The organism is Pseudomonas sp. 3296 (assembly GCF_031456615.1).
Taxonomy (GTDB): domain Bacteria; phylum Pseudomonadota; class Gammaproteobacteria; order Pseudomonadales; family Pseudomonadaceae; genus Aquipseudomonas; species Aquipseudomonas mucoides.
The window spans coordinates 1-21,080 of record NZ_JAVDUY010000019.1 but is presented as its reverse complement, the minus strand read 5'-3'; the positions used below and the strand labels follow the sequence as shown (position 1 = coordinate 21,080).

At 59.9% G+C, this 21,080-nt stretch carries 9 protein-coding genes, 1 rRNA gene and 1 pseudogene; 4 read left to right on the top strand and 7 right to left on the bottom strand.

Translation table 11 applies throughout. From position 1 onward, the window contains the following. A 5S ribosomal RNA gene (rrf, locus tag J2X66_RS29730) occupies nucleotides 1–93 on the top strand; the annotation flags it as partial. 79 nt (nucleotides 94–172) lie between these two features. On the opposite strand, the gene J2X66_RS29725 is transcribed toward rrf, so the two are convergent. The 5 genes from J2X66_RS29725 to J2X66_RS29705 form a co-directional block, all read right to left on the bottom strand. Continuing rightward, on the bottom strand, nucleotides 173–640 hold the full coding sequence (locus J2X66_RS29725; RefSeq protein WP_310272180.1) for an SRPBCC family protein: 468 nt from the start codon (nucleotides 638–640) through the stop codon (nucleotides 173–175). Between the two features lie 22 nt (nucleotides 641–662). Further along, a complete protein-coding gene (locus J2X66_RS29720; protein ID WP_310272177.1) occupies nucleotides 663–4,076 on the bottom strand; it encodes a non-ribosomal peptide synthetase in 3,414 nt (1,137 codons plus the stop codon). Between the two features lie 14 nt (nucleotides 4,077–4,090). Further along, complete coding sequence (locus J2X66_RS29715; RefSeq protein WP_310272174.1) at nucleotides 4,091–5,020, bottom strand: diiron oxygenase; 930 nt, start codon at nucleotides 5,018–5,020, stop codon at nucleotides 4,091–4,093. Next, complete coding sequence (locus J2X66_RS29710; RefSeq protein ID WP_310272171.1) at nucleotides 5,017–5,793, bottom strand: DUF3050 domain-containing protein; 777 nt, start codon at nucleotides 5,791–5,793, stop codon at nucleotides 5,017–5,019. The genes J2X66_RS29715 and J2X66_RS29710 overlap by 4 nt, the downstream gene beginning before the upstream one ends. 667 nt (nucleotides 5,794–6,460) lie before the next feature. After that, on the bottom strand, nucleotides 6,461–7,171 hold the full coding sequence (locus J2X66_RS29705; RefSeq protein WP_310272168.1) for a GntR family transcriptional regulator: 711 nt from the start codon (nucleotides 7,169–7,171) through the stop codon (nucleotides 6,461–6,463). A gap of 218 nt (nucleotides 7,172–7,389) precedes the next feature. On the opposite strand from J2X66_RS29705, the gene lapG reads away from it, so the two are divergent. The 3 genes and pseudogenes from lapG to J2X66_RS29690 all read left to right on the top strand — a co-directional run. Continuing rightward, nucleotides 7,390–8,082: a cysteine protease LapG gene (gene lapG / locus J2X66_RS29700; RefSeq protein ID WP_310272165.1), complete on the top strand. Its 693-nt coding sequence runs from the start codon at nucleotides 7,390–7,392 to the stop codon at nucleotides 8,080–8,082. 14 nt (nucleotides 8,083–8,096) lie between these two features. Next, nucleotides 8,097–10,043, top strand: a complete 1,947-nt coding sequence (gene lapD, locus J2X66_RS29695) for a cyclic di-GMP receptor LapD (protein WP_310272163.1) — start codon at nucleotides 8,097–8,099, stop codon at nucleotides 10,041–10,043. Nucleotides 10,044–10,242: 199 nt separating this feature from the next. After that, nucleotides 10,243–10,470 (top strand): annotated as a pseudogene (locus J2X66_RS29690) (DUF6124 family protein); the annotation flags it as partial. A gap of 49 nt (nucleotides 10,471–10,519) precedes the next feature. Here the strand turns inward: J2X66_RS29690 and J2X66_RS29685 are convergent. Both J2X66_RS29685 and J2X66_RS29680 read right to left on the bottom strand, forming a co-directional pair. After that, nucleotides 10,520–10,858 (bottom strand): tryptophan synthase subunit beta, encoded by a 339-nt coding sequence (locus J2X66_RS29685; protein ID WP_310272159.1) that lies wholly within the window; start codon nucleotides 10,856–10,858, stop codon nucleotides 10,520–10,522. Nucleotides 10,859–11,006: 148 nt separating this feature from the next. Then, the coding region (locus J2X66_RS29680) for an immunoglobulin-like domain-containing protein (protein ID WP_310272156.1) at nucleotides 11,007–21,080 on the bottom strand (10,074 nt) is incomplete at its 5' end.

Sequence of the window (21,080 nt, the reverse complement as noted above, 5' to 3'; positions counted from 1 at the left end):
ACCACCTGATCCCATCCCGAACTCAGCAGTGAAACGATGCATCGCCGATGGTAGTGTGGGGTTTCCCCATGTGAGAGTAGGTCATCGTCAAGATTGAATTCCGAAACCCCTGTCTGCTAACGCAGACAGGGGTTTTGTCGTTTCAGGCTTGTGTTATCGATCAAGCTCAGACTTATACAAACAGCTTCAACACATTGTCCATCGCATCATCAGCAAACCCCTGCACAAACGCCTCGAACCCCGGCAGAGCCTCAGCCCCCCCCTGCGCCGGCTCAGCGATGATGGTCCAAGTCGCACGGGACTTGCCCACTCCCAGCGGCTCAACACTCATAGCCGCCCACAAGTTGGCCACGCCCAAGGTGTTGTAGATCGTGGTCCAAGTCATGTTCAATGCGTGGTGATCCCGCGAGTTGAGTTGCTCGACCACCAGGTTGCCGTCCTTGAAGAATTTTTTGCGTAAGGACGATACGCCTTCGCCCGTCATTTCGATGTGCGACAGTGCCGGAATGAACTGATCAAAGCCGGCAAAGTTTCCGACGATTGCCCAGACTTTTGTGGCTTCCGCCGGCACTTCCACCGAGGACACCACGCGGCAGCCTTCAGGATTTTTGATCAGGGTATCGGGTTGCAGAGTGCTCATGGTTTTGCTCCGTTTGGTTGATTCAGATGAAGTTGATTTCTTTCAGGTAGTCGCAACCACGACGCAGTAGCGCCGGGGTCTTTTCCGGGTAGTGCGCGCCCATCTGTTGCACGCCGGCCTGGGCGTTGGCGTGGCCGATCATCGAGATGTCGCCGATGTCTTCCTCGAAGCCGTTGAGGTAAAAACCGAGCACACCGAACAGCGCGTTGTCGCTGTCGACCCGGCCCAGTTGCTGCTGCCAGTGCGCGACGCTGACCATAGAGAACTCCCGCCTGGCTTCGCGAAAGGACGCCACATAGTCGTCCCAGCTCAACGGCTCGGGGTTGTGCAGGTTGAACACCGCTTTTTCCGGCTGATAGCGGCTGGCATGGAAGGCGATGAACCGGGCGAGAAAGTCCACCGGCATCAGGTCGAAATTCAGCGCGAACTCCGGCACCTGGCCGAGCTGGATCGAGCCTTTAAGCATCAGCATCAAACGGTTTTTGTGCGGCTGGCAGACACCCGTGAGGCTGTTGAAACTGATGTTGCCGGGGCGATAGAGATTGACCCGCACCCCACGCTCGCGAGCCCGTTCAAGAATCCGTTCGCCGACCCACTTGGAGAGGTTGTAGCCGTTCTTGATATAGATCGGCGGTGTCTGCGCTGCAGGCAGTTCCAGCACTCGGCCATCGGCGGCAATCGTGCTGGACGCCGAGAGCGTCGAAACGAAGTTGAAGACTTTCTTGCTGCGCCCTTCACACAACCTCAGGCACTCGAAAATCGGTTCGACGTTGTCCCGCGCCAGTGACTCGTAATCGAGTACGTGATTGACGTTGGCAGCGTTGTGCACCAGCGCACCGAACTCTCGATCGAGGCGTTCATAAACGTCAGCGGACAGTCCCAGAGACGGACGAGTGATGTCCGCGGCATACACCCGCACCCGGCTCAGGTCCAAGTGCTCCAGACGATTTTCACGCAGTGCATGAGCGAAGCGCTCGGCCGCCGATTGCCCACCGCCATCGCGCACCAGGCACGCGACTTCAGTGGCGCCCCAACCCAGCAGTGCCTCGACGATATGCACACCGACAAAACTGTTGGCGCCGGTGACAATCACCTTATGCACGTCACCCATTTGGCTGACAGGCAGCGGCTGAATATCCAACTCTCGGAAGGCATCTGCCAGGGCCTTTTCGCTGAGCACTTCTTCAGTGCCGGAGCCGCGCACCAAGGTCGCCAACTTCGTAATGGTCGGCAGTTCAATGAAGCGGTTGATCGAAATACTGCGCCCGAACTCCTCACGCAATCGCAACAACATGCGCGACAACAGGATCGAGTGACCGCCCAGATTGAAGAAGCTTTCGTCGGTAGAAATATCGCTGGCCGGCAGCTCCAGCAACTCGGCCCAGATCTCCAGCAGCAAGGCCTCATCGGCACTGACTGGCAAGCGCCGAGCGCAGTTTTCCTGGGCGTTCACCGGCATGGCAAGCAACGCTTTGCGATCGACTTTGCCATTACTGGCGAAGGGCATGCTGTGCAGTTCGGTCCAGGCACCGGGCTGCATGTAGTCCGGCAAAAACTGCAACGCGTGAGCCTTCAGAGCTTCGCGAGCAGTACCGGGCCGGTCTTCCTGCGGCTGTGCGAGGAAGGCCAGAATGCGTCGCTGACTGTCGATGACCACCGCCACCTGGCGATACAACAGGCTGTCGCGCAGGCAGCGTTCGATCTCTTCCGGTTCAACCCGAAAGCCGCGAATCTTTACCTGGTTATCCCGTCGGCCACATAGCTCTATGCCGCCGCCGGTCCACTTCGCCATATCGCCGGTCCGATAGGCGCGCAGGGTTTGGCCGCTAGGCAAACTCAGGTTCAGATAGCGCTCGGCGGTCTGCTGCGGGTTGTTCAGATACCCCAGGCACACCCCCGGTCCGACGATGTACAACTCACCCACGGTGTGGTCGGTAACGGGTTGAAACTCTTCATCGAGAATCAGCACCTGACTGTTGGCAATCGGTGCGCCGAGGGTCCGGTTATTGTCGCCGGGACGCAATTGTCGCGCGGTAATCAGCACCGTGGCTTCGGTTGGGCCATACAGGTTGTAGAGCTTGCCCTGGCGCGTCAGTTGCTCGATCACGTACGGTTCGCAAACGTCGCCGCCGGTCATCACATGATCCAGCCCCTGTAACTGATCCAGCGGCAGAATGCTCAGCAGTGCCGGCGGCAAAAAACCGTGGCTGAGTTGCTGGTGGCGGATCAGCTCGACCAGTTGCAAGGGATCACGGCGTTGATCGTCACTGGGCACGATCAGCTCGGCGCCCTGCAGCAACGTCGGGAAAATATCGATCAGCGACGAGTCAAAACTCAGCGATGAAAACTGCAGCACCCGACTCTGTTCGGTGAGTTGTACATAGTCGGCGTACCACGCAGTGAAGTGTGCAAGGTTGGCCTGACTGAGCAACACGCCTTTGGGATGCCCGGTGGTGCCCGAGGTATAGAGTGCCATGCATGGCGCGTCAATATCGGGGCGCTGACGCATCAAAGGGAGTTCGAGGTCCACGCCTTCGACGCTAATGCAGCTGATGTCCAGCCCCGGCATGTCGTCGGCGAGCGGGTGCTGGCCGTCATGCAGCAACAACACGGCCCCGGCATTTGAAAGTATGTACTGCTGACGTTGCAGCGGATGGCTCGGTTCCAGCGGCAGATACACCGCCCCGCTGCCGAGGATCGCCAGAATCCCCGCATACAGAGCACTGCATTTCGGCAGGCAGATCCCGACCACCAACGGCCCTTGATGCTGATCGAGCAGCTGCTGTAACTGCTGCTGGATAGCACGGCTATGGGCATGCAGTTGCCGGTAGCTCAGCGTCGTGCCGTCGATGGTCAGCGCGGGTCTTTCGGCGGATTGAACAAGGCGCTGTTCAAGGCGCTCGATCATCGGGATCTGCCCCAGCTCCAGCAGCCAGGGTTGAGCGGTGACGTTGAGTTGATGGACGAATGCCAGGTGTTCGAGCCACATCAGCGTGTCCACACGCTCAAAGTGAGCCGGCGCGGCCGTTTGTGCGTGCAGAAAATACTCGGCATCCCGGGAGAAGCGGCTGATCAGCAGCGCGACGTGATCCACCAGCTCCGCTACCGCCCGCAGGCGCAATGCCTGGCCGTTGCCGTAAGGCTCGTCGGCGATCGGCACACGCGTGAACAATACCTCGTTGTACGAGCACAACAGGTCCAGCGACGGCAAGCTACCAGCCTCCGACCCGCCGATGCCCAGTTGAAGCGTCAATCGCGGTGTCTCACCAGAATGACCGAAAGGCATCGACGCGTCGTCTATCAGCAAATCAAACGCCGGTTGCGTATCAAGTGTGTCGAAAAACCAAACCAGCGAATGACCGCGTTGTTCAAGCTCCAGCGCCAGGGCGGTCAAGGCCTGGCTTTGCCCAATGAGCAAAATGTCGAGACGTCTCATGGAGGTTCTCCTCGTTAAACCAGGTAGTCGCTGAGGGCGTCTTGCACGCACGGCGAATCGAGCAGCGAACTGCTGCGGAAAAACCGCACGATGTTGGCGACCAGCGGGTGATGGCGATTGATCGGGAAGGCCAGCCCCGAGACTTCGCTCTTGAGTGCCTGACGCGCCGCGTCGCTGATCTGCAAAGACTCGATCAGCCGGAAGTCGAAAGACTTCTGGATATCGTTGGTCAGGTAATGGCCAATGAACACCGGCAGGATCTGCGCGATGCACTGGCGATCGTCTTCGCTCACGGTGTGCCAGTAGATACGCACTAGCCGCGCCCAGAAGCCGGAGTGGCGACCTTCATCCAGCAAGTGATCGGCCATCAGGCCTTTGATCGATTGCTTGACCGTGCCGTCCTTGGCGAACGCCGCGACATCGCCGGTCACGGTGTTCTCGGCAATGGCCACGCAGATCAATTCGACGGCACTGCGCAGGTGTTCCGGCGCGAGCTTCACCGCCGCCGGGATGGCGCGACTGAGCTCGATTTCGTCGGGCAACACGATCGGTGTGATGCCGGTCATGGCGATGGTCTGCTGCATGAAGTCCATGGCCACCAAGGCGTGGTAATCCTCGTCCACCACCACGGTCATGGCGTCGTAACGGCAGGCGAACGGGAACGCCACGGCGAAGCGATTCTTGGCGATGCTGCGCGCGGTCTTGTCGACGATCTCGGTTTCGAAAATCACCACGTCGTTGATGAATTTGTAGAGCGTCTGCACCAAGGTAAAGTCCCGCTGTTCCGGGCATTCGCGCAGAAAGGTTTCGCTCAGCACCAGCGGCTGACGGCTCAAGGGATAGATCAGCTTGTCATCGTTTTCCAGCATTCGCCGTGGGCGAGTGCGGATGGTCGCGCGGCTCTCCCAGGCGTCGGCAAAGGATTGGTAGTCGGCGGCGTTCATGCGGTCACCTCACGCAACGGCTCGCCCATGCTCAGGCGCAGACCGTCCCACAAGGCAATGCGGCTTTCCACGGCGGCAATCGCGCTGGCATAGACATCCTCTTCTCGTTGCGGATTGCCATCGACCAACCGTGCGAGGAGCTTTTCTGCTGCCGGGCCATGGTCTTCGGAGTCGACTTCGATGTGCCGTTCCAGGTAGTAACGGAAGGTCGGCGCTTGCTCAATGCCGATGCCCCAATCGTCCAGAATCCGCTGGAACATCTGCGGAATAACACTCTCACGACCATGCAAAAATGCCGCAGCAACGCTGTGCCCCGGAGCATGAAGCGCCGTGTGCAAGGTGTGCCGCACGAACTGTGCGGCGGCTGGGTCGACGTCCACACTTTGCAACGCGACGTCGTAGCTCACGCCTTCTTGTTGCAGCGCGACAAAGCGCTCCACGGCGACCGTGCTGGCTCCGACTTCGCGCATCGCATCCAGATACAATTCAAAGTGGCTGTAATGACCCTGGGCCGGACGATCATCGGACTCTTCACCCAGCACGATCTCGTTGATCAGGCGCGCAGCCTGCGGGTCTCGTGGCGGCAGCCACGGCAGTTGAACGCAGGTCAATTCCTGTTGCAGACGCTTGGTCAGCGACATGAAATCCCAGACTGCAAATACATGGGTTTCCATGAAGCGCTGAAGTACGGCCAGTGAATGTATTTCAGAGAAAATCGGATGTGCACTAAGTTCTGCTTTCTTCTGGATGAGACGGTCTTTATTCGCTTTCATGAGTAAGCCTATTAGTGGTCTGAAGTGCCATAAAGGAAGTTGCGATAAAACAACGCCTGCCGTTTAAAGGTTTCTATGGACGAGCAAGTGCCTCAGGCTAATTGATCTGTTTTAGTGGGTTTGAGCCAGCGGAGCATGGCTTGCATGCCTGTACTGAGTGCGGCGAACAAAAACTAATACATGAATAAAGTTCCCGGCAAGTCATTTTTTTTATAAATAAAAGATCAAGTTTATTGGGCGCGAGAAGTTTCAATAAAACGTTGGCTAATGGTTTTATTTGGACGTAGTTGCTCCTTCCGGCTAATTAAAGTCAGAATTGAAATGAAGAGTGAATGCCTCACTCGAAGCAACTTTCTTAGTTGAATCAGTGACATGACTTTAGGGGGTGGAAGTTGGCTGGGATCAAGCCGGTGCTTCCTTTCCCGTGACAAGACTCCTTCCGTAGGTTCTTGTTGCGGGGACTGTTGCGCAGGTGCGCAGCGTCGCCCGTTCATTGGTTGTTGGCCGTCCAAGAGTGAGCGTAAATCACGGCAGCCGCTATCTCCGAGACGTCATCTTCTCGGTGCAGTTATTGGGCATGGGAAGGGAAAATCGAGGGCAAGGCTTTAGCGAGGGGCTGAACGCTGTCGTGGTCAGCGAGACGAGCAGTCCGATCTGCTCGTTCAGGCTACCGGGTGGTTTTCTTGTTCAGTGCGTCAGGGCTGGCGAGATAGCGCGTAATGACCTCGACACCCCGGTTGAGGTGATGTTCCAGCAGCTTGACTGCGCGGTCGATGTCGTGATCTTCCACGGCCAGCAATAGCGCCCGGTGATCGTCCTGGGACAGTTTGCCCAGGCCCATCGCTTCGAGGTTGAAACGCAGGAAGCGCTCCTCTTCGTTCAACCCTTCTTCGATCAGGCCCAGCAGGCGGCGGTTAGGCGCCTTGCAGTACAGCGACATGTGGAACAAGCGATTGAGACGGCCAATCTCGCTGTAGTCCTGCTCTGTCTCCATATCATCGATATGACGGGCAGCGGTTTCCAGGTCTTCTTTGTCGAGCAATGGAATCGACAATCGCAGCGCTTCAGATTCCAGGAGAATCCGCAGCGCATAGGTTTCCACGGCGTCGCCCTGAACCAGCGGTGCGACGACGGCGCCTTTATGGGCGACCACGTTGAGCAGCGCCTGGGCTTCGAGCTGGCGCAAGGCTTCGCGCACTGGCATACGGCTGACGCCGAACAGGTCGGCCAGGTCTTGCTGGCGCAACGCTGTACCGCAAGGGATACGCCCATCGAGAATCGCCGAGCGCAGCGTTTCTTCGATCACCGAACGTGCGAGGTGAGCGGGAATCGGCCCGCTGACCTTGATACTGCTTAGAGGGTTGGTCTTGTGTGGCACTACTCGCACCCTATTCGACTGAAATATTTGGATCCAAATGGACACTAGTGACTGCGATGAAGCTTGTCAAACAAGTCAGGTTCTCAATCGTAAGCTTTTCATGTCATTCACAATACAAAGTCTAGCGTGTCGCCCGTGATTGCACCGTGCCATTGTCTTTTGCCGGGCTAACCTGCACCATCGGCCGAATTCCATTTGCCAGCTCTGGATGCCTCGCATTGGCGGTACGTTTCGCAATCCCACGGACTTTGCGCTGGCTATGCTGCGCGCTGTTGCTGGCCGGCGTCATGCTGGGCGGCTTGCAGGCCGATTGGGACTTTTCGCTGATCAGCCGTCGCGCCCAAGCCCTGTACGGACCGTTGGGTGAAGGGCAGCAACGGATAGACGCCTGGCAGCATTTACTGGCCACGCAGAAGCAGGTCAGCGAGCTGGAACAGCTCAAAGTGGTCAACCTGTTCTTCAACAATCAGGTGCGCTACGTCGAGGACATCGACCTGTGGCACGACGTCGATTATTGGGAAACGCCCATCGAAGCGTTGTGGAAGGGCGCCGGCGATTGCGAAGACTATGCGATTGCCAAGTATTTCAGCCTGCGCCACCTCGGCGTGTCCAGTGACAAGCTGCGCATCACCTACGTCAAGGCGTTGCGCCAGAACCGGGCACACATGGTGTTGACCTACTATTCCAGCCCCGAGGCCATGCCGCTGGTGCTCGACAGCCTGATCAACGAGATAAAACCGGCCAACCAACGAACCGATCTGTTACCGGTCTACTCTTTCAATGCAGAAGGTTTGTATTTGCCGGGCGCCAAGGGCAACAAAAAGGTCGGTGACACCAAACGCCTGTCCCGCTGGCAGGACGTGTTGAAGAAAATACAGGCCGAAGGTTTCCCGGTCGAAACGACAAACTAGGAGCACACGCTCAGATGTCTTTGTTCAAACAGCTGTTGATCGCTATCTGTCTGTTTCTGGTGGTCGCCTTCACCGGCAGCTTCATGGTCAGCCTGGAAAGCTCGCGCACCCAGTACGTCAACCAGTTGCGTTCCCACGCCCAGGACGCCGCAACCGCGCTGGCGCTGTCCCTGACACCCAACATCGACGACCCGGCGATGGTCGAGTTGCTGGTCAGTTCGATTTTCGACAGCGGCTACTACGCCAGCATCCGTGTCGTTGACCTGAGCAACGACAAAACCATCGTCGAGCGCAGCGGGATTCCTGCGGTGAACAACGTGCCGGACTGGTTCGTCAAAATGATTGGCCTCGAAGCCGCTGGCGGCGATGCGATTGTCAGCCGTGGCTGGGAGCAGGCGGCGCGGGTCGAGGTGGTCAGCCATCCGATGTTCGCGTTGGCCAAGCTGTGGCAGAGCGCGCTGGGCAGTCTTGGCTGGTTGCTGGTCTGCGGCGCCGTAAGTGCGGTGCTGGGGGCGCTGCTGTTGCGTCGACAATTGAAACCGCTGGACTACATGGTCCAGCAATCCCACGCCATCGCGCGTCGTGAATTTCTCAGCCTGCCGGAGCTGCCACGCACCCCGGAACTGCGCCGCGTGGTGCAGGCGATGAACCAGATGGTCGAGAAGCTCAAGGCACTGTTCCAGGAGCAGGCCGAGCGCAGTGAAAAACTGCGGGTCGAGTCCTATCAGGACAACCTGACGGGGCTCGCCAACCGTCGTTATTTCGAGATGCAATTGAACGCTCGGGTGAGCAATCCGGAGCAGGCCAGTTCCGGTTATCTGCTGTTGTTGCGGGTCAAGGACCTGGCCGGTTTGAACCAGCGGTTGGGCGGTCAGCGCACCGACCAGTTGTTGAAAGCGGTGGGCGAGCAGTTGTCCCGCGAGTGTGCCAAGTACCCGGAAACCCAGAACCTCGTCACGCGGATTCGCGGCGGTGAATTCGCTGTGCTGGCCCCGGGGTTGGTGCGCGAAGAAGCGTTGCAGCTGGCGCAGAACCTCGACAGTGCCTTGGCCAGCCTGCATGCGACGGGCGCCACCGACGTGGCTTCGGTGGCTTCGATCGGGCTGGCGCCGTTTGTTCATGGCGACTCACCACAAGCGGTGCTCGGGCTGGGGGACCAGGCGCTGGCGCAGGCCGAAAGTCAGGGCGAGCCGAGTTGGGCGTGCCTGGATCACAGCGCGTCGGCCAGTGTCGGCGATGACCATCATGCCTGGAACAACTTGCTGGATCAGGCGTTGAACCAGCGGCGCTTCCAGCTGTATTTCCAACCGGTCGTGGCCAGCCAGGACACGCAACTGGTGCTGCATTACAAAGTACTCTCGCGCTTGGTCGACGAGCAGGGCCAGACCATTCCTGCCGGGCGCTTCCTGCCGTGGCTGGAGCGTTTTGGCTGGACCGCACGGCTGGATCGGCTGATGTTGGAGTCGGTGCTGGAACAGATGGCGGACCACGAAGAGTCGCTGGCGTTGAACCTGTCGTCGGCGACGTTGGGCGATCCGCAAACGCTGAATAAGATCTTCGAGATTCTGCGCGCGAATTCCAATCTGGGACCGCGCCTGACCCTGGAAATCGGCGAGGAACAATTGCCGGAGCAGGCAATGCTGGAAGAGCTGACGCAGCGCCTGCGAGAGCTCGGCTTCTCCCTGAGCCTGCAGCGCTTTGGCGGGCGCTTCAGCATGATCGGCAACCTGGCGCGGCTGGGGTTGGCGTACTTGAAGATCGATGGTGGCTACATTCGGGCGATTGATCAGGAGAGCGATAAGCGCCTGTTCATCGAGGCAATCCAGCGCGCGGCGCACAGCATCGATTTGCCGTTGATTGCCGAGCGGGTCGAGACCGAAGGAGAGCTGTCGGTGATTCGGGAAATGGGGATCTATGGCGTTCAGGGGCAGTTGTTTGGTGAGCCCAAGCCTTGGCGGTGAGGCTGATGCCCTCATCGCAGTCACCGGGAAATCTGAAGGAAAACTCCTAGGAGATTTCCTTCGAGTAGCGTCGGTTTTGCTGAACTTGTTCCGGGTAATGCGCAGGTCTAGTCTGGCCTTGTCACTGAATAATCGGTGACACGGACGTGCAAGTCCGGGTAAAAAAACCACATCCAAACACTGCCTCTGGCCCCACCACTTCACCGTCTCCCCCGACATCCCCACCGAAGCCCTCCTGGCCAACGCCTCTGAAGACCTGCGCTCCATCAGCGCCATCGCTGCCGATCTGGCAGACGATGTCGAAGGCTCACGCCGCTGCGTCGCGCTGGCGCTTAGCCGAATGGCAGATGGGGAGCATTTATTGGTGGCGCGAGCGCTGGATCACCTTGAATCACCAGAGTTGGCGCCAGGAGCGGTCAAGGTTTAGTGCAGATGATCGTTCCCACGCGGAGCGTGGGAACGCTCCGTGTGCGGGGTTAGATCAACCCCGTCTCTTCATCATCAATCAAATGACTCAACCCGCCCAACGCCTCACGCGCCTGGGTCCGGTCCATCAATTTGGCTTGTGCCGCCGGCGGCAGATCGGTGACGCGGATCACGCCTTTGCTGGTCAGCACCTGGATCAAGTCGTCGAGTACCCGGATCATTTCCAGGTCGCTCTGCTTGAGCTGTTTGAGGCTGGTTTCCACCACTTCGTTGGCATACCAGGCCTGGATTTCATGGTGGTCGGCCGGCAGTGTTTCCGTGGCCTCGGCGTAGGCCGCGGCTTCCACGCGCACTAACTGGCCTTGCGCATCGCGTTGCACGTAGAACATGTGAGCATCCCTCAGAAATAAACCAGCCTCATGCTGTCAGCAGCATAGGCCAACTGGACACGAGTATGCGGTGCGGCGACGAAATCGTCACCGTGGAGAAAGGCCCAAACGTGACGGCCGCCCCATAAGGGCGGCCGTTTTCGTGGGATCAGCTGTTGTTGTGATCGACTTTGATGGTTGGGTCGCTGCCGGCAATCAACGTGTGGATGTTGGCGCTGGACCAGTTGTTGCCTTCCAGTTTGATCGTCACGTCCGGTGTCGCGGCTGCCGCGTCGCCGGAGTTGAACTTGCCGCCGGAGCTGACTTGCAGCGACGACACGCCATCCACCGTGCTGATCTTCAGGAAGTTGTCGATGGTGCTGCCGGTCTCGCCCTGCAACAGATCACGCAGGTCGATGCGGTCGCCTTCGCTGGCGTTGAAGTCCTTGATCACGTCGTTGCCGGTGTCGCCCGACTTCCACACAAAGGTATCCGCGCCCGAACCGCCCATGAGGATGTCGTTGCCCGAACCGCCCATCAACGTGTCGTTACCGGTGCCGCCGAGCAGGATGTCATTGCCCTTGCCGCCGTCGAGGCTGTCGTTGCCACCCGAGCCGAAGAGGATGTCATTGCCTGCACCCCCCAACAGCGTGTCGTTACCATCGTGAGCGCCCGACACATCAAACGCGCTGTAATGCTCGGTGATGAACTGGTGCACGTTGCTGGTGGTGACCTTGCTGACGTCCACGCCGGTCTGCTGGGCGACGAACGCCTGCATCGCCTGATAACCCTCGCCGGCAACGCCGTTGAAGCTCACCAGATCGCCGAACAGGATGTCGTTGCCGTCGCCGCCATTAACCGTATCAGAACCCGGTTGTGTCGCTTCGGTATGACCGACGATCGAGTTGGCCAGGTCTTTCGGATCGATGTTGGTTTGCGGCGTATGGTTCGAGTCGTACGGGCTCAAGTCGGCGAGGGTGACACCCTTGTTCAGACCAATGGCTTCGACGTTGGACACATTGCTCAGTAGCGCAAAACTGGAAGTGGAGTTATCGACAATCGTCTGATCACTGCCGCTGCCCGTCGTGTAGGACAACTCGTAAGTACCGTCGCCCTGAGCGTGTACGGTTCCCACGTCGCTGGCTTTCCAGTTCTTGGAGCCGTTCAAAGTGTACAGCGTCGCATTCCCGTCACTGTCGATGGTCAGTTTGTGAGTACTGTCGATGGTCGTGGTGAAGGTATTTCCCGGCTTGTAATTGCGGGTGTTCACCACGTCATCGAGCTTCACGCTGCCGTACAGCGTCGGGTTGGTCTGTTCGCCACTCTGGTAGTAGTTCGGCTGGCCGTCGGTGATGAAATAGGTGAGGTTTTTCGCCCCGGTGTTGGCCACGGCGTCGGCGCTCTGGAACCAGTTGGCTGTGGTTTTGAATACATCTTCGTAGTTGGTCACACCGCCGGACGACATCGAGTCCAGTACCGATTTGAGCAAAGTCAGGGCGTTCGGATCGTTCAGGTTGACCGATACCGATTTGTTGACCTGGGTATCGAAGTCCACCAGGAAGATATTCACGGTGCCCGAGTTGCCGCCCATGCTTTGCTTGAGGGTGTTGAACACCGACGTCAGCGAGTCTTTGGCGGCGCTGATCGACGATGAGCTCATGCTGCCCGAACTGTCGACCATGAACGCGATGTTGTAGTTGGTGCCCGGAATCACCGTCAGGCCACCGATATCAGCGATCATGATGTCGTTGCCGTCGGTGCCAGTGATGTTGTCATTACCGGACGTTGCGGTAACGGCGTTGTAAGCCGCCGGGTAAACCGTGACGGGAATCGTCGCGGTGCTGAGTGCCGATCCGCCCAAGGCCTCGGTGGAGGTCGAGGTCACGGTCAGGTTGAACTGGCCGTTGTAGTACGGCGGCGGGGTCACGGTCAGGGTGCCTAGGTTCCAGCCGGTGACGTTGGCTTCGCCTGAGGTCGCGGTGGCGGTGAAGGTGTGGCCGGCGCCATCGGTGAGCACCGAGCCCGCCGGGATGCCGCTGATCTTCACGCTCAGGCTTTCGGAGCCGTCGGTGTCGGTCAGCGCCGTGTTGATCGCGGTCAGGTGAACGCTGGTGCCTTCGGCGCCGGTGTTGAGTTTGTAACCGTCGTAGTAGCCTTCGCCGTTGGTGCCGTGCAAATCGGACACGGTCACGCCGGCCGCGGCCAGGTCCGCAACACCGGTGTACAGCGGCACGCCAGCGCTGCTCAGGTCGACCGCCGCACCGCCATTGACCGACAGGTTGACGTCATAGCTGCCCGGGCCGCTCTGGTTGTGGTGGTAGATGTCCAGCGTGTAGTAACCGCTGGTGGTCGGGATGAACGAACCGTTCAAATTACCCCCCGCACCCCAGGTGATCGACGCAACGTTCTTGCCGCCGATGGTCACCAGCAGGCTGTCATCGCCAGTACCGCTGAAGGTGTACGTCTTGCCCGCTTCGAGGTAGATCAGGCCGGAGGTTTTCGACGCGGTGCCAGCGGCAATGTCGCCACCGGATTGCACGTTGCTGACGGTGCTGCTGGAATTTGGTGTGCCCGCGCCATCGATAACACTTTTCAGCGTGCCCGTAGCCGCGCCGTTGCCATCAGTACCGAGGCCCGACAGGCCGGTCCAGACTTCCTTGATCAAGCCCGTCGAGGTGACGTTGTTGCTCGCGACGTTCAGCGTTGGCGCGTCAGCAACCGGGGTGATGTCGATTTTGATCGTGCCGGTGTTGCCCTGCAGCGAGCCATCGGTTGGCTGGAACTGGATCTGCGCGTAGTCCGCCTTGTTGTTGCCCATGCCGGCGCTATTGCCGTTGGCACCCGACTCGTTGGCATCCGGCATAAAACGCACTTTGCCGGCGTCGATATCAGCCTTGCTGAGGGTCTGGTTGGCCGTGACGTCGGTCCAGGTCAAGCCGTTCAGGTACTGCAATTTACCTTCGCCCGGCAGGCCGGTGATTTTCACACCGAGGCTGGCGGCCGGGCTGTCGACATCGCTGACGCCAAAGGTCGACCAGCTGAGGATCAGCGGGGTGTCTTCGGTGCCGGTGACGTTGACCGGTGCGGCGGTTGGCGCGTCATTCACCCCGACCACGGTCACCGTGGTGGTCGCGGTGTTGGAGTAGTTGCTGCCATCGGTCACGGTCACGGTGATGACCCGCGGCACGGTGCTCGGGTCTTCACTGCTATTGGTGAAGCTGATGTTTTTGATCTGCTGCATGTAGTCGGCGAGCGTCGCGTTGCCGGACAACGTCAGCGTGACCGTGCCATTCGTGCTGTTGGCGTTGATGGTGATGCCATTGACGCTGTTGCCCAGGTTCAGCGCATCGCCCGGCTGACGGTTGGTCAGCACGATGGTCGCGCCGGTCAGCATTGTGCTGTCCGGGTCGGTGATTTTCAGATCGGTGTCGCCGATCGATACACCCTGGCCGGTGGTGCCTTCGGTGAACGTCACGTTGTAGTTGGCACCGGTGGCGCCGCTGGAGTTGTTGGCGTCGAGGTCGAGCACCGGCGGCGCATCGTTGTCGACGATCGAAGTGCTGACGCTGCCATTGGTCGCACTGACCGCCAGCGTCTCGAAGTTGCCGCCGGTGGCCGAGTCGATCTTGACCACGAAGTTTTCAGTACCTTCGGTGATCCGGTCGTCCAGCGTCGCGACGCTGAAATTGGCGCTGCTGGCGCCGGCCGGAATCTTCACGGTGTACACCCCGGTGAAGTCCGAACCGTCGGCCGCGGTGCCGCTGTAGACGATTTTCAGCGTCACTTCGGTTTGTGCCGGGTTGGTCAGGCTGACCGTGTAATTGGCCGTCTGGCCTTCGGTCACCGAGGCGCTGCCGGTGATGCTGACCGTGGTGGTGTCCTTGAAGTCGCCGACCGTGGTCGAGACGCTGGTCTTGTCTGCGCCGAGGGCTTCAAGGTTGCCGCCGCTGGCGCTCTTGATGGATTCAGTGACGCTTGGCGCGCCGTTGTAAACGTCGTTGCCCGCGGTTACCGACAAGGTACCGGAGCTCTGGCCGACGGCGATGGTGATGGTTTTGCCGCTGTCGAGCGTGACGGTGACCGGCGCATCGTGAGCGGTGACCAATGCGCCTTTGGCATCGGTCAGGGTTGCGGTGTAAGTGATGGTGCCGTTCTCATCCACGCTCGGCGTAGCGGTCAGTTTCACGGTGGTCGCGTCGTTGACGTCATTGACCGTGGTGCTGACTTTGTCGGTGTTTGGCGCGATCAATTCCAGGTTGCCACCCGCCGCCGATTTGATGCCCTCGGTAACCGTGGTCGGACCTTTGTAGATATCGTTGTCCGCCGTCACCAGCAAGGTGCCGGAGCTCTGGCCGACGGCGATGGTGATGATTTTGCCGCTGTCGAGGGTGACGGTGACCGGCTCATCGTGAGCGGTGACCAATGCGCCTTTGGCGTCGGTCAGGGTCGCGGTGTAGGTGATGGTGCCATTTTCGTTGACCGACGGAGTGGCGGTCAGCTTGGCGATAACTTCGCTGATGGTGTCGGTGATGACCACCGACGCCGGGTTGCCCACAACCAGGTTTTCCAGCGCAGTGCCACCGGAAGTCGCGCCGCTGATACCAAGCGTCGCAGTGCCGGCGTCTTTGTAGACGTCTTCGCCTTGCGGCGACAGGGTGTGGACTTTTTCCGTTTCGCCCGCGGCGAAGGTAACGGTCTGGCCGTCGCTCAATTTCACGGTCAGGGCAACATCCTGAGCCTTGTCGAGCTTGATGGTGAAGCTTGGCGCCTGGTTTTCCAGCACCGCGCCGTTGCCGACGATGGTGATGCCGACCTTGTCGCCCTGGTTGTTGGTTGTGGTACCTGAACCTGCTTCGTCGGTAACGGCGGTTTGCACCGAATTCTGAGCCAGGGTCAGAGGTCCGGAGGTCTCCGCGCCGCTGACGCTTTCGAGTTTGTTGACGATGGTCGGTTGACCGCCCATCAGGATGTCGTCCGGGGCGGTGACGGTGAACGAGCCGGTCGTCTTGTCGGCCGGTACCGTGATGACGGTGCCGTCGGTCAACTTGAAGGTCAGCGCATCGTGACGCTCGATGGCAATGCCGTCTTTGTTCGACAGGGTCACGGTGTAAGTAATCTGGCCACCTTCCGCCACGGTGGTTTTATCCACCGTGAGGGTTGCGACCACTTCGCTGATGGCGGCCGGCGGGTAAACCGTGACCGGGATCGTTGCGGTGCTTGGCGCCGAACCGCCGAGGGTCTCGGTGGACGTCGAGGTCACGGTCAGGTTGAACTGGCCGTTGAAGCCTGCAGGCGGGGTCACGGTCAGGGAACCGAGGCTCCAGCCGGTGACATTGGCTTCGCCTGAGGTCGCAGTCGCGGTGAAGGTATGGCCCGCGCCGTCAGTGAGTACCGAGCCCGCCGGGATGCCACTGATCTTCACGCTCAGGCTTTCGGAACCGTCGGTATCGGTCAGCGCCGTGCTGATGGCGGACAGGTGAATGCTGGTGCCTTCGGCGCCGGTGTTGAGTTTGTAGCCGTCGTAGTAGCCTTCGCCGTTGGTGCCGTGCAAATCGGAAACCGTCACGCCGGAAGCGGCCAGATCCGCGACGCCGGTATACAGCGGAACGCCAGCGCTGCTCAGGTCGATGGCCGGGCTGCCGTTGACCGACAGGTTGACGTCATAGTTGCCCGGGCCGTTCTGGTTGTGGTGGTAGATGTCCAGCGTGTAGTAACCGCTGGTGGACGGGATGAACGAACCGTTCAGGTTGGCACCCGCGCCCCACGTAGTGGCCGCGATGTTCTTGCCGCCAATGGTCACCAGCAAGCTGTCATCGCCGGTGCCGCTAAAGGTGTACGTCTTGCCGGCTTCGAGGTAAATCAGGCCGGAGGTTTTCGACGCCGTGCCTTGGGCCACATCGCCACCGGATTGCACGTTGCTGACGGTGCTGCTGGAATTCGGCGTGCCGGCGCCATCGATGACACTTTTCAGTGTGCCCGTTGCCGCGCCGCTGCCATCGGTGCCCAGGCCCGACAGACCGGTCCAGACTTCCTTGATCAACCCAGTCGACGTTACGTTGTTGCCGGCGACATTCAGCGTTGGCGCATCCGCCACCGGAGTGATGTCGACTTTCAGGGTCGCTTCAGTGCCCTGATTGAAGCCGTCGGTAGGCTTGAACTGGATCTGCGCGTAATCCGACGCTTTGTTACCTACGCCGGTTCCGCCATAACCATCGGTACCCGATTCATTGGCGGCGGGTACAAAGGTCAGTTTGCCCAGCGCGATATCCGCCTGGCTGATGGTTTGGCCCAAGGTGACCTGCACGCCGTTGAACAGCAGGGTGCCACCGCCCGATACCTGGGTGATGGTGATGCCGAGCGGGCTATCGTTATCGACGTCGGTGACCTTGAAGTCGTTCCAGCTCAGGGTGATGGTCGAATCTTCGAGACCGGTGACAGCGCCACCGATGGACACTGGCGCGTGGTCGTTGTCGAGGATGGTGACGCTGGTCTTGTCGGTGCTCAGTACCAGGTTTTCGAACGTGTTGGTGCCCGAAACACCCGTCAGTTGATTAACCACTGTCACCGGCTGGTTGATGACGTGGTTGTCCTGGGTGGTCACCACGGTGTTGCCGCTGGTTTGGTTGGCCGCAACCTTGACCACGGTGCCGTCAGTCAATGTAAAGGTCAGGTCACCGTGATTGTTGACCGGCAAGCCATCAGCGTTGGTCAGGGTCACGGTGTAGGTGACTTTGTCGCCTTCGGTGACGCTGGTGTTATCCACCGTCAGCTTGGCCACGACGTTGTTAAGGGTATCGGTGATGTCCGTGGACACCAGCGACTTGTCCGGCACCAGACTTTCAAACTTGCCGCCGCTGACCTGATCGATGCTGGCGGTGACTTTTCCGGCGTCCAGGTACACGTCGTCTTTTGGTGCGTCCACGCTGACCTGGCCGGACACGGCATCCTTGAGGATGGTGATGATCGCGCCGTTGCTCAGTTTCACGGTCATGTCGCTGCCGGCGGCATGGGACAAGGTCGCGGTGTAGACGATTTGCCCGCCTTCCTGCACCGAATCGCTGGCGCTGAGGGTCAGGCTGGTGGTGTCCGCGGTGTCGGTCACTTTGGTGACGACGGCCGAGCGGTCGGTGTCGAGTTTTTCGAAGTTGCCGCCGGTGCTGTCCGCGATCGCTGCGCGGACGTCCGGTGCGCCGGTGTAGATGTCATTCGGCACGGTATACGGCACCGAACCGCTGGACTCGCCGGCCTTGATGTTGATCACCAGGCCGTTGTTCAGCGTCACGGTCATCGCCGTGTCGGCCGGGTGGCTCAGGGTGGCAGTGTAGATGATCTGGCCACCTTCGCCGACGGTGCTCACGTCTGCGCTGAGCTTCAGCGTCGTGGTGTCGATGGTGTCATTGACGGTGGTGGTGTGCGTGGTCTGGCTGACGTCGAGCTTCTCGAAATCGCCGCCGCTGGTGCTGGCGATGCCGACGGTGATCTTGCTGCCGTCCTTGTAGACGTCATCGCCCGGTGCCGGAACGGTGATGGAGCCCGACTTGTCGCCGGCCTTGATCACGACGTTCTCGCCGTTGCTCAACTTGACCGTCATGTCAGTGCCAGCGGCATTGCTGAGGTTGACGGTGTAAGTGATGTTGCCACCTTCGACCACGTAATCGCTGGCGGTCATGGTCACCTTGGTGGTGTCCACGGTATCGCTGATGGCGGTCGAGGTCGGTGTTTTGTCGGCGACCAGATTCTCGTAGTTGCCACCGCTCACCTCCTTGATGGAGTTGATCAGCGGCTCGTGGCCGACCAGCGCATCGTTCGGCGCCTTGACGGTGATCGAGGCATTGCTTTCACCGACGGCGATGGTGATTTTTTCACCGTTGGCCAAGGTAACGACCACGGCCTCGCCAGTGACCGGTGCATTGACAGACGCGGTGTACACCACGTTGCCGCCTTCGGCTGTGGCAGGCGTTGCCGTCAGGCTGACCGTCGACGTGTTGATCGTGTCAGTGACGTCAGTCACCGCTGCTACCGGGCTGCTCACCAGGTGTTCGAAGTTGCCGCCGGTGGCGTCCTTGATGGTCGCTTCGACTTTGCCGGCGTCTTTGTAGACGTCATCGGTCGGTGCCTTGACGGTCACCGAGCCAGTGGTCGCCCCCGCAGCGATGCTGATCACCGCGCCATTGCTCAGGGTGACAGTCACCGGAGTGCCGGCGGCGTTGGTCAGTGTGGCGGTGTACACGATCGAGCCACCTTCAGCGACAGAATCGGTCGCGGTCAGGCTAACAGTGGTGGTGTCTTTGACATCAGTCACTGAGGTGACAGCCGGCGTTTTGCTCGCTACCAGATTTTCGTAGTTGCCACCGGTGGTGCCGTCTATTTTCACGCTCAATGTCGCGCCGCCAGCCAAGGCGTCGTTCGGTGCAGTGAAATGCACGCTGGCACTGCTGGCGCCGACCGGAATGGTGATGGTCTGGCCGTTGGACAAGGTCACGACGACCGGCGAGCCGGTGACTGGCGCGTTGACGGACGCGGTGTAGACCACGGTCCCGCCTTCGACCGTGTGGGCCGTGGCGGTCAGGGATACGGTGCTGTTGTTGATGGTGTCGGTCACGTTGGTGACGGCTGGCGTCTTGTCGGCCACCAGGTTTTCAAAGTTGCCACCGGTGGTTTTGGTGATGCTGGCGTCGACTTTACCGGCGTCCTTGTACACATCATCCTTGGGCGCGGCGAAACTCACCGAGCCGGTGGTGGCGCCCTTGGCAATGTTGATCACGGCGCCGTTGTTCAGCGTCACGGTCATGGCGGAGCCAGCGGCGTTGGACAGCGTCGCGGTGTAGACGATTGAACCGCCTTCAGCGACCGAAGGGGTGGCGCTCAGTGTCAGGCCGGTGGTGTCTTTCGTATCAGCAACGGTGGTGACCGCCGGCGCGTAATTGACCGCGACGTTTTCGAAGTTGCCACCGCTTTGGCTGACGATGATCGCCGCGACTTTGCCGCCATCGACGTACGGTGTGTCTGCCGGTGCCGCGAACTCGACCGAACCGCTGGAAGCGCCAGCCGCGATCTGGATGACCGCACCGTTGCTCAACTTCACGGTCATGGCCGTGTCTGTCGGGTTGCTCAGGGTGGCGGTATAGGTGATCTGGCCACCTTCGCTGACGGTGTGGCTGGCTGACAGAGACAGCAACGTGGTGTTGATGGTGTCAAAGACGATGGTGATGGCGGGTGCCTGGCTGACGACGAGGTTCTCGAAGTTGCCGCCGTTGGCGTCGGTCACCTTCACGGAGAGCAAACCGGTGTCTCTGTAGACGTCGTCGCTTGGCGCTGCGATGGTCACCGAACCGCTGGTCTTGCCCGCTGCAATGGTGATGGTCTCACCGTTGCTCAGCGTGACGGTTACCGGGGTTTGCGCGGCGTGGCTCAGGGTCGCGGTGTAAGTAATGTGCGAACCTTCAAGTACTGCGGTGTCCGCGCTGAGGGTCAGGCGTGTGGTGTTGGTGGTATCAGCCACGTTGGTCACGGCTGGCGCCGGGTTGGTGACCAGGCTTTCAAAGTTGCCGCCAGCAGCGTCTTTGATAGTGACTTCCACTTTACCGGCGTCCTTGTAGACGTCGTCCTTCGGCGCATCGACTTTGACGGTGCCGGTGGTTTTACCGGCATCGATGGTGATGGTCGCACCGTTGCTCAGGGTCACGGTCACCGGCGTGCCGGCCGGGTTGGTCAGGGTTGCGGTGTAAACAATCGAGCCGCCCTCGTTGACGTTGCCGGTAGCGGTCAGCGATACGGTGGTGGTGTCGACGGTGTCGGTGACGCTGGTGCTGACCGGTGTCTTGTCGGCGACCAGGTTTTCGTAGTTGCCGCCGCTGATGTTGGTGATCGAGTTGGTGACCGGTGCGTGGCCATTGAGCACATCGTTCGAGACCAGGGCATTGACGGTACTGCTGCTTTTGCCAATGTCGATGGTGATGGTCTGACCGTTGGCCAGGGTCACGATGACAGGCGAACCGGTGACCGGAGCACCGACCGATGCGGTGTAAACCACGGTGCCGCCCTCGGCCACGCTGCTGGTGGCGGTCAGGGTGACGGTCGAGGTGTCGAGGGTATCGGTGACGCTGGTCACGGCGGCAGCCGGGTCTTTGACCAGATTTTCGAAATTACCGCCGGTGGCGTCCTTGATGGTCGCTTCGACTTTGCCGGCGTCTTTGTAGACGTCATCGGCCGGTGCTTTAACGGTTACGGAACCGCTGGTTGC

What these genes read in the sequence shown, in the direction of transcription:
- J2X66_RS29725 (WP_310272180.1), bottom strand. Translation starts at nt 640, where the DNA reads ATGAGCACTCTGCAACCCGATACCCTGATCAAAAATCCTGAAGGCTGC.
- J2X66_RS29720 (WP_310272177.1), bottom strand. Translation starts at nt 4,076, where the DNA reads ATGAGACGTCTCGACATTTTGCTCATTGGGCAAAGCCAGGCCTTGACC.
- J2X66_RS29715 (WP_310272174.1), bottom strand. Translation starts at nt 5,020, where the DNA reads ATGAACGCCGCCGACTACCAATCCTTTGCCGACGCCTGGGAGAGCCGC.
- J2X66_RS29710 (WP_310272171.1), bottom strand. Translation starts at nt 5,793, where the DNA reads ATGAAAGCGAATAAAGACCGTCTCATCCAGAAGAAAGCAGAACTTAGT.
- lapD (WP_310272163.1), top strand. Translation starts at nt 8,097, where the DNA reads ATGTCTTTGTTCAAACAGCTGTTGATCGCTATCTGTCTGTTTCTGGTG.
- J2X66_RS29685 (WP_310272159.1), bottom strand. Translation starts at nt 10,858, where the DNA reads ATGTTCTACGTGCAACGCGATGCGCAAGGCCAGTTAGTGCGCGTGGAA.